The 15,249-nt window shown below is 64.4% G+C and carries 15 protein-coding genes; 12 read left to right on the forward strand and 3 right to left on the reverse strand.

Annotated elements, in window-relative coordinates; translation table 11 throughout:
- Positions 1-30: 30 nt before the first annotated feature.
- On the reverse strand, positions 31-675 hold the full coding sequence (locus V5F68_RS01575) for a cupin domain-containing protein (RefSeq protein ID WP_509274652.1): 645 nt from the start codon (positions 673-675) through the stop codon (positions 31-33).
- Positions 676-957: 282 nt separating this feature from the next.
- On the opposite strand from V5F68_RS01575, the gene V5F68_RS01580 reads away from it, so the two are divergent.
- The 5 genes from V5F68_RS01580 (at position 958) to V5F68_RS01600 (ending at position 5,059) form a co-directional block, all read left to right on the forward strand.
- Positions 958-2,019, forward strand: coding sequence for an ABC transporter substrate-binding protein (locus V5F68_RS01580; RefSeq protein ID WP_348846769.1), 1,062 nt, complete (start codon positions 958-960; stop codon positions 2,017-2,019).
- Complete coding sequence (locus V5F68_RS01585; RefSeq protein ID WP_394014775.1) at positions 2,016-2,873, forward strand: ABC transporter permease; 858 nt, start codon at positions 2,016-2,018, stop codon at positions 2,871-2,873. The genes V5F68_RS01580 and V5F68_RS01585 overlap by 4 nt, the downstream gene beginning before the upstream one ends.
- 7 nt (positions 2,874-2,880) lie before the next feature.
- The gene (locus tag V5F68_RS01590; protein ID WP_394014774.1) at positions 2,881-3,666 is read left to right on the forward strand and encodes an ABC transporter ATP-binding protein; all 786 of its coding nucleotides are present in this window, start codon (positions 2,881-2,883) and stop codon (positions 3,664-3,666) included.
- Positions 3,663-4,361: an MBL fold metallo-hydrolase gene (locus V5F68_RS01595; RefSeq protein WP_394014773.1), complete on the forward strand. Its 699-nt coding sequence runs from the start codon at positions 3,663-3,665 to the stop codon at positions 4,359-4,361. The genes V5F68_RS01590 and V5F68_RS01595 overlap by 4 nt, the downstream gene beginning before the upstream one ends.
- 68 nt (positions 4,362-4,429) lie before the next feature.
- Positions 4,430-5,059 (forward strand): HD domain-containing protein, encoded by a 630-nt coding sequence (locus tag V5F68_RS01600; RefSeq protein ID WP_394014817.1) that lies wholly within the window; start codon positions 4,430-4,432, stop codon positions 5,057-5,059.
- Between the two features lie 65 nt (positions 5,060-5,124).
- On the opposite strand, the gene V5F68_RS01605 is transcribed toward V5F68_RS01600, so the two are convergent.
- Positions 5,125-5,835, reverse strand: coding sequence for an ArsR/SmtB family transcription factor (locus V5F68_RS01605; RefSeq protein WP_394014816.1), 711 nt, complete (start codon positions 5,833-5,835; stop codon positions 5,125-5,127).
- Positions 5,836-6,239: 404 nt separating this feature from the next.
- On the opposite strand from V5F68_RS01605, the gene V5F68_RS01610 reads away from it, so the two are divergent.
- The 4 genes from V5F68_RS01610 (at position 6,240) to V5F68_RS01625 (ending at position 11,076) form a co-directional block, all read left to right on the forward strand.
- On the forward strand, positions 6,240-7,928 hold the full coding sequence (locus V5F68_RS01610; RefSeq protein ID WP_394014772.1) for a UGSC family (seleno)protein: 1,689 nt from the start codon (positions 6,240-6,242) through the stop codon (positions 7,926-7,928).
- 47 nt (positions 7,929-7,975) lie between these two features.
- Positions 7,976-8,230, forward strand: a complete 255-nt coding sequence (locus tag V5F68_RS01615; RefSeq protein ID WP_394014771.1) for a hypothetical protein — start codon at positions 7,976-7,978, stop codon at positions 8,228-8,230.
- A 27-nt stretch (positions 8,231-8,257) separates the two neighbouring features.
- Positions 8,258-9,655: an MFS transporter gene (locus tag V5F68_RS01620; protein ID WP_394014770.1), complete on the forward strand. Its 1,398-nt coding sequence runs from the start codon at positions 8,258-8,260 to the stop codon at positions 9,653-9,655.
- 80 nt (positions 9,656-9,735) lie between these two features.
- On the forward strand, positions 9,736-11,076 hold the full coding sequence (locus V5F68_RS01625; RefSeq protein WP_394014769.1) for an MmgE/PrpD family protein: 1,341 nt from the start codon (positions 9,736-9,738) through the stop codon (positions 11,074-11,076).
- A 9-nt stretch (positions 11,077-11,085) separates the two neighbouring features.
- On the opposite strand, the gene V5F68_RS01630 is transcribed toward V5F68_RS01625, so the two are convergent.
- Entirely contained in the window at positions 11,086-11,886 is an 801-nt protein-coding gene (locus V5F68_RS01630) for an N-acyl homoserine lactonase family protein (protein WP_394014768.1), read from the reverse strand.
- On the opposite strand from V5F68_RS01630, the gene V5F68_RS01635 reads away from it, so the two are divergent.
- Genes V5F68_RS01635 through V5F68_RS01645 form a run of 3 tightly spaced genes read left to right on the forward strand, consistent with a single transcriptional unit; the run spans position 11,885 to position 15,245 of the window.
- A complete protein-coding gene (locus V5F68_RS01635; RefSeq protein WP_509274653.1) occupies positions 11,885-13,573 on the forward strand; it encodes an aldehyde dehydrogenase family protein in 1,689 nt (562 codons plus the stop codon). The genes V5F68_RS01630 and V5F68_RS01635 overlap by 2 nt on opposite strands.
- Positions 13,570-14,472 (forward strand): NAD(P)-dependent oxidoreductase, encoded by a 903-nt coding sequence (locus V5F68_RS01640; protein ID WP_394014767.1) that lies wholly within the window; start codon positions 13,570-13,572, stop codon positions 14,470-14,472. Before V5F68_RS01635 ends, V5F68_RS01640 begins: the two co-directional genes overlap by 4 nt.
- An 8-nt stretch (positions 14,473-14,480) precedes the next feature.
- A complete protein-coding gene (locus V5F68_RS01645; protein ID WP_394014766.1) occupies positions 14,481-15,245 on the forward strand; it encodes an IclR family transcriptional regulator in 765 nt (254 codons plus the stop codon).
- The last annotated feature ends 4 nt before the right edge of the window (positions 15,246-15,249 follow it).

The raw sequence follows: 15,249 nt of genomic DNA on the forward strand, positions 1-15,249 counted from the left end.
GCCCGCTGCGCTGCGGGCGAACCCGTCGGCTCAGGAGTCGGAGCTTCCGGTGAGACGCGCATGCCCCACACCATTGCGCGCCGGGGCGTGCTTCGCCTGGACGCGCGGGGATTCCCCGATCGGCCGGCGAGAGAGCTGGGCCGCGGCGCGCTCCGCGCCGTTCAGCTGTTTGGGATCGTAACTGACGCAGATAAGCCGCGCGTCGCCCGGTCCGACGCTGACAAAGCCGTGGCCCATGCGACTGTCGATATAGAGGCTCTCGCCAACCTCGAGCCGGACCGGCTGGTAGTGTTCGAGATAGACGTCTACTGCGCCTTCGAGCACGAGGATGAACTCTTCGCCTTCGTGGCTGCTCCAGTCGTTCGCATGCGGCTGCGTGCGGGATTGGATTGTCATGACCACCGGCAACATTGCCTTAGAGATCAGATCCGAGGCATGCATGCTGTAGACATAGCGGTCGTTGGTCACCTCGGCGGCATCGCCCCGCCGCGTCACCGCGCGGCGTGCGCCGCTCGTCTCGCGCTCCTTGTCCGAGACCAGGCTCTCGAAAGCCACGCCCAGACCGACCGCGATCTTCCTCAAGGTGCCGTAGACGGGCGAGACCTGATCGTTCTCGATCTTCGACAGGGTCGAAACAGCCACGTCGCAAAGCTTGCTGACCTCGTTCAGCGTCATCGACCGCTCGGCGCGCAACTGCCGCAGCCGTGCCCCTAAAGTATACACGTCCAATCCTCCGTGCCGCCTCTGCAGGCAGAAGCAGCCATCTAGGTACCATCTTTCACCTATGCGCTCAAATTTTCCTTGATGAAAATTCGTGCTTGACGGTGAAATGCCCTGCTTTCATGCTTGAGATACGCCACGAAGAAAAAAGCCCCATCCCACGAGGGCGAAGACTGGCGGTCCAGAGGTGGCACGCGAGCCACCGGGTATTGCGTCACGAATATCCGAGAAATAAATATGGCTCAGAACAGCAACACCATTCTGCCAATTCGCCGGCGTGACCTTATCCTCGGCGCAGCCGGGTTGGTTTCCACTTTTGCGATCGGCGGTCGCGCCAAGGCGCAACAGGCCGCGCGCCCTCTGCGTATTGCCGATACTTCGGCCGTGCACGAGATGTCAGTCTATGCCATTCCCGACTTTCTGCCGGAAGGAAAGTATAAGGCGGAGCAATACAATTTCGGTGCCTCCGGAACCAGTATTCTCGCGGCGATGATGAATGGCCGCTGCGATGCCATGAGCAACGCCAACAGCTATCTGGTGACGGCGCGGTCGGAAGGGGCGTCGCTGGTCGCGGTCTGCGGCGTGGCCGGCAAGGGACAGGCCATCTGCGCCCGCACCGACAAGGGCATCAAGACCTTCGAGGATCTCGCGGGCCGCAAGCTCGCCACCCGGTCGATGACCAGCTCGCACGTGATGATGCAGATCGCGTTGCGCGCCGTCGGCATCGATCCGAAGAAGGATTGCACCATCCTCGATTGCGGCCAGCCGGCCGGCTTCACCTTGATGCTGGAAAATGGCGATGCCGACGGCGGCCAGATCTGGGAGCCCTTCGCCTCGATTGCCGCCGCCCGGCCCAACATTCAGAAGCTCCAGCTCGATCGCTTCTTCGAACTGACGTGGCGGACCCACTCCTCCCTGTTCGTGACGCAGAAGCTCATCGACGAGCAGCCCGACGTGGTGCGCGACCTGGTTGCCGCGAACATCAAGGCGGTGGAGGCGGTTAAAACCGACCGCGCCCGCTACATGCAGATCGTCGCCAAGCGCGCCGGCCAGCCTGAGTCGGTGCTGGCGGCGGCCATCGACAATTGCGCACCCCGGCCGGAGATGGACACCACGATGTTCTACCGGATGTCCGACGAGATGCGCAGCCTCGGCATGATCCGCAACGATGTCACTCGGGAAATGGACGGGGCGGTGAACTACACCTTCGTGTCCGAACTGACGGGTCGCTCGAAGGAATCCCTCGGCTACGTCTCCTATGACGACTTCAAGGCGGGAAAGAAGGCGCAGATCCAATGAGCGTCACGTCCTCCATCACCGAGCGGAGAGCTGAACGCAAGCCGGGCTTTATCTTGCGATCGATCAAGATCGACCCGTTCGCAGTCGGCGTGCCGGCGGCTCTGATCCTCGCCTGGTGGCTCGCGGACATGACCCGCTCGAGCGAGTTCTCCATGTTCCCGACCCTCGGGAGCGTGGTCTCCTGCTGGATCGACTGGATCTTCAACACGAGTGACGGCAAGAACTTCTTCTCCGGCACTTTCATGGTCGATCTTGTGGCCAGCATCTCGCGCGTCCTGGGTGGTCTTGTGCTGGGCTCGGTGATGGCGATCACGCTCGGCCTCGCCGTGCTGTGGGTGCCGCTGCTGGAACGCTTGACCGATCCCATCGTCCAGATGCTCCGCCCGATCCCGAAGACGGCGTTCCTTCCGTTCGCCGTGCTCCTGTTCGGCCTGGGCAACGGCCCGGCGCTGTTCATCACGACCTATGGCGTCTTCCTCATCGTCTACGTGCAGGTGGTGATGAGCATCAAGCTGGTGCCCGCGGATCTGCGAAACGCGGGGCGGATGCTGGGCTCCAGCCGCCGGCAGGTGCTGACCACGGTGGTGCTTCCGGCGGCCTTGCCGGGTATCTGCGGCGGCATCCGCATCGGCGCCTCCTACGCATGGCTCATCCTCATTCTCGCGGAGATGCTCGCGGTGCGAGAGGGCTTCGGCTACGTGCTCTGGCACGGCTACGAGTTCATGCGCATGGATGTCGTGGTTGCCGCCATGCTCACCATCGGCGTGTGCGGCTTTCTCACCGATCGCGTCATCGTCATGCTCATGCGCAGTCGTCTGTCATGGGCGGAAGATATTGCTCAAGCGAACGTATGAGGCTGCCGTGACCGTCGTCTTCAAGGATGTGACGCGCCGCTTCGCCGGCCGCAATGACACCACGCCCGTGCTCGCGTTGGAGCGGGTCTCGCTTGAGATCGGAGCGGGCGAGTTCGTGGTCCTGCTGGGCCCGTCGGGCTGCGGCAAGACCACGTTGCTCAAGATGCTCGGGGGCTTCGATCGGCCGAGCTCGGGCAGCGTGACCCTCGACGGGGTGGAAGTGACGGAGCCCAGTCCCCAGCGCGGCACCATCTTCCAGGCGCCCACCCTGTTTCCGTGGCTCTCGGTGCTCGACAACGTCCTCTACGGTCCGCGCATGTGCGGCAAGCTGAACGCGGAGACGCGGACCAAGGCGCTGGAATTGCTGCGCATCGTCGGGCTCGCAAACTTCACCGGCTTCAAGCCCAATCACCTTTCCGGCGGCATGCAGCAGCGGGTCGCCATCGCCCGCGTTCTGATCAACGAACCACGCGTGATCCTCGCGGACGAGCCGTTCGCGGCGCTCGATGAATACACCCGCCGGGCAATGCAGGAGATGTTCGCCGCCACCACGGAGAGGCGCGACCGCGCCACGCTGTTCGTGACGCACAGCGTCGAGGAAGCGGTGTTCCTGGCCGACCGCATCGTCGTGATGTCGCCGCGGCCCGGCCGCATCCGCACGATCCTTGAGGTCGACCTTCCGCGCCCGCGCGATCGCGCCAGCCGTGCCTTCCTCGACCGTATGGGCGAGGTATTCAAACTCATCCAACACGACCTCATCTCGGCCAGCGAGCCACAGACGGACGCAGCATGACCACTTCCGACATTTCCTACGACGTCATCGTCACCGGCAGCAGTGCCAAGCTCACCCTCGGCTATATCGCGATCTCCAACTGCACCCTCGTCCATACGCCGGACGGCCCCATGCTGTTCGACGTGGGCGGTACGGTCGCCCGCGAGATGATCCGCGCCGGCCTGAAGCAGCGTGGGCTTGCGCCTTCCGATATCACGCGTGTGTTCATGTCCCATCTGCACCACGACCATTCGCTGAACATCGACATGTTTCCCAAGTCGACCAAGGTTTTCGTGAGCCGCGCGGAATGGGACTATGTGGACAATCCGCACCCCGAGGACGATTGGGTGCCTTGGATGATCAAGGAGCAGATGAAGACCTACGATCTGACCCTGCTCGAAGGCGGCGGGGAGCTGTGCGAAGGCATTCGCTACATACCCGCCCCCGGCCATACGCCCGGCTGCCAGGCCCTTCTGCTTTCCGGCGCCGACGGAAAGACGACCACGCTCGCGGGCGACGCGATCAAGTTTCCCAAGGAGGCATTGCGGCGACGGGTCGACCATTCCTTCGATACGCCGGAGGTCGCTGCCCAAAGCATCGACACGATCATGCGCATGAGCGACGTAATCATCCCCGGCCATTTCCCGACGATCTACAAGGAAGGCGACAGCATCACCTGGGATGATTGCCAGAGCTTTCCCCTCGTCATGCGCTGAAGTGGTCTGCGGTTCAGCCGAACCGACCCCTGCGCCATCGACAGGATTTGGAATTTCAGGAGACAGGCATGCGCGTTGTAAGTTTCAGCAACATGAAGGACGGCAAGCGCGACGACTACAAGCTGCTGCATGAGCTTGAGACCGAATTCGCCGCGGGTACCGCCGACCGACTTGTCGAGGGATTGCGTGGTCTTGCCGACTCGCTGGCGGGATACAAGATCGACAGGCTCGCGCATTCCCTCCAGTCCGCGACGCGCGCCTGGCGCGACGGTGCCGACATCGACTGGGTGGTAGCCACCCTGTTGCATGATATCGGCGACGTCTACGCGCCCTACAACCACGATGAATATGCCGCGGCCATATTGCGCCCCTTCGTGCGCGAACAATGCACCTGGACCGTAGAGCACCATGCTGATTTTCAGCTGGTCTATTATGGGCACCATATCGGGGCGCCGCAGTTCAAGCGCGAAACCTATCGCGACAGCGTTTATTTCGATGATTGCGTCGAATTCTGCGAGCGTTGGGACCAGTCGAGCTTCGATCCCGAATACGACAACCTGCCTCTCGATTTCTTCGCGCCGATGGTGCGCGAGGTGTTTGCCCGGCGGCCGGGTGATCCGGCGGTGCAGCGCCGTGGCGACCGCGTTCCCCTGAACGTTGCGGCGGTGGCGGCGCAGCGCGCGCTCGCCGGGGCATAATCAGCTGCGCAGCGCACCGGTGCCAGATGGCGGTTCGCGCTGCCACCTCGTCTGCCTCAGCTGGGTCATGAACCCTTCCACCAATCGGGCTGAAGCTGGAAGGTGGTCGTCAGGCCCTGCCGGCCTTCCGCGGTGATCTTGAGGGCGCGGCTGTCCGGCTGGCGAACGATCCATTCGCGTTCGAGCAACCGGTTCAAGAGGGCGGCGCCGAGCTGTCCCGCGACATGCGGGCGGCGTTCGCTCCAGTCGAGGCACGTCCGGCACAGCGGCCGCTTGGAATGCCCTGCCATGAGGTCGATCCCGAGATCGGCGAAGAAGCGCTTGCCCTCGTCCGTGACGAGGGCGGCGCCATCGCCCAGCGCGAGATAGCCTTGTTCGCTCAAGGCATCCGCAATCGCCAGCGCCAACCGCCCGGCAATATGATCGTAGCAGGTGCGCGCCCTCCGCAGCGCTTCGTCGCGCGGGCCGATCGGACGGTGGCGCGCGGGCCCGGCTGCCGCAAGAGCCATCAGGGCCTGCATCGCCTCGGCCACCTCTTGGGATGCGAGGCGATAATAACGATGCCGTCCCTGCTTCTCCAAGACGATCAGTTCAGCCCCGGTCAGCTTGGCGAGATGACCGCTGGTGGTCTGGGCCGTCACGCCTGCGTGACGCGCCAGTTCGCCGGCCGTGAGCGCGCGGCCGCTCATCAGGGCCGACAGAATATTCGCGCGGGCGACGTCGCCGATCAGTGACGCGACTTCCGCGATGGTGTTTCCCGAGGCGATATTGGCCATCGCCGGAGCATAGTGGCCCGCAGCACGGCTGTCAGTCGCGAACACTTCGCCGACGGCCGAAGCATCCTGCCGCATTGTCATCGCCGGCGTAGCTGCAATGACGAATCCCGTCTGCAAGCCTCTACCGATAAATTGAACGGCCGACGGGCGGGTGCGTCCGCGCCGCGCGTCGGGCCTGTTGCGTCCGCCGAGAAATCCCGCCTTGCGGCAGGGTCAAGCCGATGATATAAATAGAACATATGTTCTGTTAGACAGAACGACGTGAATGACCCACCTTCAAGAATGGGCGCCGTCGGGAGAGAAACGAGAGATCGCTTGCCGAGCATCAGGCCGTCACCGAAAGCTTATCGAGAGCCTTCGGTAATTGCCGGGCCCAGCGGGCCTCGCATCCACTGGAGTGACTTATGACCACTTTTCGGACCCGTCTTCGCGTCTACAACCCCGTTGCGGAGATCCTCCAGGTCAGCCATCCGCCGGCGCGCCGCGTGGACGACCTGGATGGCAAGCGCATCGGGCTCTACTGGAACATGAAGGCGGGTGGCGACGTGGCCCTCGCGCGCGCCGAGGAACTTCTGAAGCAGCGCTATCCGCAGGCCACCTTCGCCTATTATCGCGGCTCCGTGGGCTGGATGATGCGTCACGTTACGCCGGCGGACGTCGCGCAGGTGGCACGGGAGTGCGATGTCGTCATCGGCACCACGGCGGATTGCGGGTCCTGCACCTCCTGGCTGATGCGCGATCTCATCGAATTCGAGAAGGCCGGCGTGCCGTCCGTCGGCTTCGTCGCTTCCCAATTCATCAGCGATGCCCGGCACAGCGCCGGCAGCTTCGGCATCAAGGACCTGGCGCTGGCCGTGGTGCCGCTGCCTTTCACCAATCAGACGCCGGACGAGATCCGCGAAAACGTCGACAAGAATATCGACGGCGTGATCAGCGCCTTGACCAAGCCCCTGGCCAGCACCCACTACGAAACCAAGCTGACCTTGCTCGACGATGCGTGGCTCGACTTCGACGGCACGGATGCGCTCGCCGCCATGGATCAGATGAACGAGCGGTTCTTGAGCTATGGCTGGGGCGATGGCTTCCCGCTGATTCCGCCGACCGAGGACCGTGTCGAGCGGATGCTGAAGGGCACCCGCCGCGACCCCGAGGAGGTGGTGGCGGTGATGGAGCCAGGCTTCGGCATGGCCACCGTGCGCAAAATCGCCGCCAACGCCGTGATGGCGGGCTGCCGCCCCGAATTCCTTCCGGTGCTGATCGCGGCGGTGGAATGCATGGCGGAGCCGAAGATCAACCTGCGCAACAAATCGCAATCCACCTGCCCGCATGCACCGGTGCTCTGGATCAACGGCCCCATCCGCGAGCGCATCGGCCTCAACAGCGGCACCTGCGCCCTGGGGCCCGGCGCGATTTCCTTTGCGAACACCGCCATCGGCCGCGCGGTTCGCCTGCTGATGATGAACGTGGGGCACACCTATCCCGGCATCAGCGACATGGACACCATCGGCTCGCCGACGAAATACAGCATGGTGGTCGCGGAGAACCAGGAGAAGAGCCCCTGGCAGCCGTTCCATGTGGACGCCGGTTTCCGCGAGGACGAAAGCGTGGTCTCGCTGCTGTTCGGCTGCGGAATCTGCGAGCTTCAGGATTTCGTCAATCACGATCCGGAGCGTCTCACCGACGTCTATGCGTCTGCAGCGATGAACGTGGCGAACGTCTCCACCGGTGGCTGGCTGCTCGGCCGCCGCTCCGATCCCCGCTCGGGCACGAACGAAAAGGAGCATCACGTCATGCTCATCTGCCCCGAGCATGCCGAGCGGTTCCGGGCGAAGGGATGGAGCAAGTCCGATCTTCAGAAGGCGATGTTCCGCAAGGCGCGGATGCCGTTTGAAACGCTGATGCTCCAGAAGGAGCCGGAGGCGTTCAAAGAAAGCCATCCCGAGCTGCAATGGCTGTGGGAAAGCCCGCAGACCATGCTGCCAGTGGTGGAAGACCCGGAATGCTACGAGATTGTCGTGGTGGGCGGTGGCGCTGGCCGCGGTGCCTTTCTCTATGGCACGGGAGAATCCCAAAGCAAGGTCATCGACGAATAGGCGCCAACTTATTCGTGGTTTCATAAAATAAATCGGAGGAGGAAACCTTGAAGAAAGACGCGCTTGCGCAATTTGCACTCGATCAGGCCCAGAGCATCGTCTCGCCTGACGGGCATTTGACCTTGGAGAAGGTGGAGAACGGCACGGCCTTCATCCGCTATGACGTGGCGCCCAACCAGCACTGCGCCACGTGCACGGTGACCGTGGACGATCTCAGGATCTTCCTGACCGATCTGTTCCATTCGCGAGCTCCGCATATTTCGGGCTTCGACATCAACATGGTGGATCACAGCTCTTCTTGAAGCTCCCCCCTCTTCAGGAGGAAAGTCATGTCCAATACTTCTGCTGGGCAAGCCCTCACCGAGGGCATGCTACGACGCGTGCTGGCCGCAGGCGCGATCGGCACCGCGCTCGAATGGTACGATTTCTATGCCTACGCGACGGCCTCGGCCCTCGTGTTCAACAAGCTGTTCTTTCCGGAACTGTCGCCGCTGGCGGGCACGCTCGCCTCGTTCGCGACGCTTGGCCTGGGCTTCTTCGCCCGGCCCGTGGGTGGTCTCTTCTTCGGCCATCTCGGCGACCGGATCGGCCGCAAGCCGGTTCTGGTCATGACGCTGATCATCGTGGGTGTCGGCACGACGCTCATCGGTCTTCTGCCGACCTATTCGCAGATCGGCATATTGGCGCCGATCCTGCTGCTGGTGCTGCGCCTGTTGCAGGGGTTTGCAACCGGCGCCGAATATAGCGGCGCGATCATCATGGCCGCCGAATATGCCCCACCGGGGCGGCGCGGGCTCATCACCAGCATTCCCGCACTGGGCGTGGCGGGCGGCAACGTGCTCTCGGCCGGCGTGTTCGCAATCATCACCTTCGTATGGAAAGACGAGTTGGTGGAATGGGCGTGGCGCATTCCGTTCCTGCTCAGCGCGGTGCTCGTCGTGGTGGGTCTCTACATCCGCATGCGGGTGCGCGAGACGCCGGCCTTTTCCGTGGCGGCCACCAAGCAGAAGCTGGTGCGCTTTCCCATCGTGAGGGCAGTCTCTTCCTACAAGAAGAGCTTCCTGATCGTGATCTTCGCGCAGATTGGGCAGAATGGCCTGGCCTATATGTTCAATGTCTTCGGCTTGAACTACATCACGGCCACATTGGGCATGCCGAAAAGCGTTGGCCTCATGGCCTTGCTGATCGCCACGGTGGTGCAGCTCTTTACCATCGTCTCGGTCGGCTTGCTGTCCGACAAATATGGGCGGCGCCCGGTTTATATCGGTGCGGCGCTCATCACGGGCCTCATGGCGTTTCCCTTCTTCTGGATGGTCGGAACGAAAGAGGTGGCCTTCATCTGCGCCGCGTTCGTGATGGCGAGCGGCATCGGCTATGCCGGCATGCTCGGGGCTCAGCCGGCGTTCTTCGTTGAATTGTTCGGCACGTCCGCACGGTTCAGCGGCTTCGCCTTCGCCCGTGAGGTCGGCACGTTGATCGGCGGTGCACCGGTGCCCCTCATTTCCGTCGCGCTGGTGGCCTGGATGGACGGACAGCCGTGGGGCGTCGCCATCTACATCATCATCCTCGCGAGCATCACCATGATCGCGGTGGCGCTCAGTCCGGAAACCTTCCGAAAGGATATCGCGGCGGAACCCTTGGAACCGGCGCCGTCCGGGCCGGACCTGAGCGCAGACCTGGCGCTCTCGCCGACGGCGGGCCTCAATCGAGTGCCCCCGAACCCCTGAGAACCCGGGCTGCCGCGATCGCCTCGCGGCAGCCCGTTGCGTTTGCGATGCTCGAAATTCACCGATTACGGGACATGCCCATGCCGAGTTCAGCCAGGGTGCTTGCGAACTTTCTCTGCCGCTCCGACACTCGCTCGATACCCGCCGGCGCATGCGCCCATGGGCGCCGGGCATTTCTCAACTGGATCGGCTGTTCGTTCGGCGCCGCCACCCATCCCGCGGTCGATGCTCTGCTCGGGTCCCTGGACGACATGGGGACGTTGCGAAATACGACGGTGATCGGCCGGGGCAGGCAGGCCGACATGCAGCATGCGGCGCTGATCAACGCCACCACGAGCAGCATCCTCGCGTTCGACGACACCCACGTCCACACGGTCACGCATCCCACGGGCCCGGTCGCGGCCGCCCTTCTGGCCTATGGGGAGCATCATGCGGTGTCCGGCGCTGATTTTCTTTCGGCTTTGGTCTTGGGCATCGAGGTGGAATGCCGGCTCAGCAATGCGCTGTCGAAGCCGCCGGCCGAATGCAGCGTCGGATGGTATCTCACCGGCGTGACGGGCGCGGCGGGCGCCGCCGCGGCGCTCGGCAAGGTCATGCAATTGGACGAGGAGGCGATGACCCGCGCGATCGCGCTCGGCGCCCTGCAGGGCGCGGGCTTCCGTCAGGCGCATGGAAGCATGTGCCTCGGCTTCGTCCCCGGCCATGCGGCGCGCGCGGGCGTGCTTGCGGCGCATATGGCGCGGCGCGGCTTCACCTGCTCCGATCAGATCTTCGAAGGCAAGAACGGCTTTTTCGACGTATTCGCCCAGCGCCCGGACCCCGAGGCGTTGACGCGCAATCTCGGCGTCTCCTACGAGGTCGAGCAGAACCTGTGCAAGCCGTATCCCGCAGGCATCTTTATCCATCCGGCAATTGATGCCTGCCTTAAGGTGCGCGCGGAGAATGCGATCTCGCCGCAGGACATCCGCGCCGTCAAGCTGGTTGTCCACCCGCTCGGCGTGGGGCTGACGGGCCGTGTCGCACCCCAAGATACGATCGAGGCTCTTGTGAGCATCTATCATTGGGTGGCTGTGGCGCTCCTCACGGGGCGCGCAGGGATCAGGGAAGTCTCCGACTCCGCCGTTCGTGATCCGAGGGTGATCGCGCTGCGCGATTTGGTCACCGCCATGCCCGACGCCGGCCTTGCCCGGGACGAGGCCTATATCGCCGTGACGCTCGCCGATGGGCGGGAGGTGCAGGCGCATGTTCCGCATGCGCGTGGCGGCCCGGACGATCCGCTTGGAGATGAGGATGTGGCCGCCAAGTTCATGGACCAGGCGGAAACGATCGTTTCGCAAGCGAGGGCGAAAGAAGTCGCCGCCCTCTGCTTCGGCCTGGATACGGTCGCCGATATGCGCGCCTTCATCGCATTGCTGGCCTGATCCCGCCGCTTATCGCGGATCGGCGTCCAGCCTCACGGCGATGCCTTCGAGACCGGGCGCGGAGGCGGGATAGCGCTCCAGCACCAGCGGATCGTGGCCGGGAAACACGTTCGTGGGCGCACTGGCGAGGCCGTAAAGGGTGCGATACCCCTCCAGCGTGTCTTCGACATTGTGCAGGATGTGGTACGGCCGGCCCTGTTCCATGTTCGCGTAGAAATGGCTCGCGTCCGAGGCGATAACGCTCCAACCACCACGGGTCCACACCCGCACCACCTGCAGCCCCTTCGAGTGGCCGCCGACGCGGTGCACTGTGATGCCCGGTGCGATCTCGCGGTCGCCGTCGTGGAACGTGACGCGCCCGGCAAAGACCTTGCCGACCATGGCCGTCACGTCCTGTTCCTCGAACGGTGCGCGAAGCATGGAATGGCACATGCATCGCCCGGTGCAATAAGCCATCTCCACGTCCTGAAGATGATAGCGCGCCCGCGGGAAAAGATCGTGATTTCCGCTATGGTCGTAATGCATGTGGCTGACGATGACGTCCTCCACCGTGTCGGCATCGATGCCGATGCATTTCAGCCCCGCCCCGGGTGAGCGCAGATGCGTGCGGTTGCGTTTGCGCGCCATCACTTCGTCGAAGCCGGTATCGACGATGATGGTGCGGTCGTTGCCGCGGATTGCCCATACGAAATAGTCCAGCGGCATCGGGCCGTCATGGGTATCGCCATCGAGAAAATTTCCGCGCCGCGTCGCAGTGGAATTGTGGGCGTATCGGATGGCGTGGATCTCGTAAGGTCCCAGAGCACTCATGGCGTTTCCTCATGCATTTGCCGGCCGTTCGCCGGCGCGATTCGGCCTCCGAAGCGAACCGGCAGACCGCGGCGCGCTTCGGATTTCCCGCACGCCGTCTTGCCAAGACTATCGCGGGGCGCTACACATAACAATAGAACGATCGTTCTGTAGAAGAGAACGACGACAGGAGGACGCCTTGGCGCAAACTTCGATGCAACGCCGGGAACCGGTCTTGGCCGGCGGCGCGCCCATCCCGTTCCTGATCGGTGGGGAGCGCGTCCGGGGGGGCAACACATTCACATCGGTGAATCCTGCCACCGGCGCGGTGAATTACGAGGTGTGCGCCGCCTCCGAAGGCGATGTGGACATCTGCGTTTCCGTGGCTCAAAAGGCGGTCCGCGCCACGGGATGGCGCGACCTGCGGCCCCACGAGCGGGCAAGGATTCTCCATGCCATCGCCGATGGCATGACGGCCCGCGCGGCAGTGCTCGCGGAGACCCAGATGCGTGAGAATGGCAAGGTGATCGCGGAGTGCCGCGCACAGGTGGCGGGCGCCGCCGCGACCTTCCGCTATTACGCCGGCGTCTGCGAAACCTTGGGCTCGGAAGTGACGCCTGCGCGGGGGGATTATCTCTCCATGACCGTCTACGAGCCGGTCGGCGTCGTGGCAGCGATCACCCCCTGGAATTCGCCGCTGACCATGGAGGCGCAAAAAATCGCGCCGGCGCTGGCGGGCGGCAATGCGGTCATTGTGAAGCCGTCTGAGGTCACGCCGACCGCCGCGCTGGAGGTGGCCGAGATCGCGCTTGCCGCCGGTCTTCCACCCGGCATCCTCAATGTCCTCACCGGCACGGGAGCGCAGACCGGCATGGCCCTGGTCAATCACCCCGGCGTGCGGATGATTTCATTTACCGGCGGAACTGCCACCGGGCGCGCCATCGCGCGGATCGCGGCGGGCCGGCTTATTCCGGTGGTGCTCGAGCTGGGCGGAAAGTCCCCGAACATCGTGTTCGCCGACGCGGACATCGACGCTGCCGTCAAAGGCGTCATGGGCGGCATATTCGAGGGCAGCGGGCAGTCTTGCGTGGCGGGCTCGCGCATGTTCGTGGAACGCCCGGTTTTCGACGAGGTGGTGGTGCGGCTGCGCGAGCGCACAAGCCGTTTGCGGGTCGGGCTTCCCGATGAGCCCGGCGTCACCATGGGTCCGCTGGCCTCTTTTCCGCACCGCGACCGGGTCGAGAACTTCGTGGCGAGCGCGCGTGCGGAAGGCGGAGACATTCTTATCGGCGGCGCGCGGCCCGAAGATCCGGCCCTCGAACGCGGTGCGTTCTACCTGCCGACGCTCATCAGCGGCCTGCCCAACGAGGCGCGCGTATGCCGGGAGGAAATTTTCGGCCCGGTGCTGTGCATCCTGCCCTTCGACAGCGAAAGCGACCTGATCGCGCAAGCCAATGACACCGCCTATGGCCTCGCCTGCGGAATCTGGACCGCCGATTACAAGCGGGCCTGGCGCGTGGCGCGCGCCATCGAAGCCGGCACGGTGTGGATCAACACCTACAAGCAATTGAGCATTTCAACGCCGTTCGGCGGGTTCAAGGACAGCGGCCTCGGGCGCGAGAAGGGCACGGCCGGCATGCGGCTCTACCAGCAGGCGAAGAGCGTCTATTTCGCCATGGACGAGGCCGCAGAGGGAAACCGCACATGAGCACCATCGGCTTCATCGGACTCGGCGTCATGGGCGAACCCATGTGCCGCAATCTCGCGCACAAAAGCGGCTCCACCGTGCTCGGCTTCGACTTCGCGTCCGAGCCGCTGGAACGGCTGGCCGCTGTGGGCGTCGTTCCCGCCGCGAGCCTCTTCGCGCTGACGCAGGCCTGTGACGTGATCTTCATGGCGCTGCCCAGCGGCAAGCACGTGGAAGCGGTGTGCGCCGGCCCGGACGGCCTGCTTGCCGGCATTCGTCCGGGAACGCTGGTGGTCGATCTCGGCACCTCGCCGGTGGATCTGACGCGCGCGCTGGCGGCGCGTTTCGTGGCCGCCGGTGCCCGTTATGCCGACGCTCCCATCGCCCGCACGCGGCAGGCAGCGGAGGACGGCACGCTCAGCATCATGGTGGGTGCGGACGAGGCGACCTTCGCGGATCTGCGGCCCCTGCTTGCCACCTTCGCCACCGACATCACCCTCTGCGGGGACGTCGGCGCGGGGCAGATCGTGAAGATCCTCAACAATATGGTGCTGGTGGAGACCGTGGTCGCGCTGTCGGAGGCGGTGGCAGTCGCGCGCAGTTCCGGGCTCGACGACCGGGTGCTGTTCGAGACCCTGATGAAAGGCTCAGCGGACAGTTTCGCCCTCCGCAATCACGGGATGAAGGCGATTCTGCCGGGGCATTTTCCCGAGCGCGCTTTCTCCACGGACTATGCCCGCAAAGACTTGTCATATGCGCTTTCTCTGGCCCAGGCGCTCGGTATCACGATGCGGGGTGCTGAAACGGCGGACGACCTCTTGCGCCAGGCGGCAGAAAGTGGCTACAGCCGGCTGTATTGGCCGGTGGTCAGCCGGATTATCGATCCGAATACCAGTGCCTCCGGCCGCACAACCGTGTGAGGTCCACCTTGGCACCCATCGAAACGCAGGACGGCGTCGCAGCGGTCAACCGTGCTTTCAGCATCCTCGCGGCGCTGGCCGCCGTGGATGAGCCCTCGACCCTTGCCGAGATCGCGCAGGCGACCGGGCTCTATAAGAGCACGATCCTTCGCCTGATGACCTCCCTGGAGGTCGGCGGCTATGCCGTGCGCATGCGCGACGGGCGTTATGGGCTCGGCGCGTCCGCGTTTCGCCTGGGCTTGGCGTATGAGCGGCAGAACCCGTTGCGCCAGCATGTGCTTCCTGTGCTCAGGGATCTGGTGGAGCATGGAACCGAGAGTTCCTCCTTCCACGTGCTGCACGGGCCGGGGACGCGCCTGTGCTTGTTCCGCGTGAACTCTTCCCATTCCACCCTCGACCGGGTCGAGGCGGGCAACGTCATGCCGCTGGAGCGCGGCGCGGCCGGGCGGGTGTTGCTTGCCTATTCGGGCGATCCCGATCCTGCGCACGAAGCCTTGCGGCAGGAGGGCCATGCGCTGTCGCGGGGCGAGCGGGATCCGGCCTGTTGCGGCCTTGCCGCGCCCGTTTTCGGCCCCACGGGGGAGATTGCGGGCGCGATCTCGCTGTCGGGGCCGGGGGAACGGTTCACCGACAGCGCCATCGCGCATATGCGCAAGTTGCTGCTGAAGGCGTGCGAACAGCTGACCCTTTCCCTCGGCGGCTCCACGCCCGCCCGCCCGCCGCTCGCGGGGAAGAGCGCCGGCGCCAGCCGGCCGAAACGACAGACGGCGTAGGGGA

It is taken from the genome of Roseixanthobacter pseudopolyaromaticivorans (genome assembly GCF_043195145.2).
In the GTDB taxonomy this organism is placed as follows: domain Bacteria; phylum Pseudomonadota; class Alphaproteobacteria; order Rhizobiales; family Xanthobacteraceae; genus NCEH01.